Annotated in this window: 1 protein-coding gene; it reads right to left on the reverse strand. The window is 57.4% G+C overall.

The genetic code is table 11. The features are described 5' to 3' along the window. Window positions 1-706 (reverse strand): AMP-binding protein (locus GWE18_RS41955; RefSeq protein ID WP_275191312.1); only part of this gene is annotated, 706 nt, incomplete at both ends.

Below are 706 nucleotides of genomic sequence, written 5' to 3' on the forward strand. Positions count from 1 at the left end.
TTCAGATAGCCACGCGCCACCCCCGCGCCGCCAATGTAAAGCTCCCCTACGGCCCCAAACGGAACAGGCGCGCCATCACCATCCAGCAGATAGATCCGCGTGTTCGCAATCGGACGGCCGATCGGGATGTTCGCAGATACAGCCATTTCTGTCGGAACGTCATAAAAGATACAACCGACAACTGTTTCGGTTGGGCCATATTCATTCACCATTCGGGCCGTGGGCTGGATCTTGCGCCACAACTCAACTGTTGAATGCGACAGCGCTTCACCGCCGATAATAAATGATTCAACTTGGCTGGCAGCGGAGTCCGCCAGCATCTGTTGCCCAAGAGCATCCAGATGGCTCGGGGTGATCTTGATTGTTCCGCATTCCGCGCTGATCTTTGCTTTTAACCCCTCGACCTCTTGTCCCTCCATCATAAGATCTGCATGGCCACCACAGATCAAAGGTGCAAACAGGCTGGTAACTGTTGCATCAAAGGCTAGAGGAGAGGAGACCACGGAGGATGATCTGGAATCGTAGGCATGACAGGCCCAGCACAGATAATTTGTCAATCCCCGATGCTCGACCATGACACCCTTGGGCGTTCCGGTGGATCCCGAGGTGTAGATCACATAGGCGAGATGGCGCGAGGTCAGACCGAGGGCGCGCGGGTCCGGGTTCGCGGCCGGCAGCTGCGCCCACGCCGGGGTCGCCGTCTCCA

It is taken from the genome of Bradyrhizobium sp. CSA112 (assembly GCF_029051645.1).
Classification (GTDB): Bacteria; Pseudomonadota; Alphaproteobacteria; order Rhizobiales; family Xanthobacteraceae; genus Bradyrhizobium.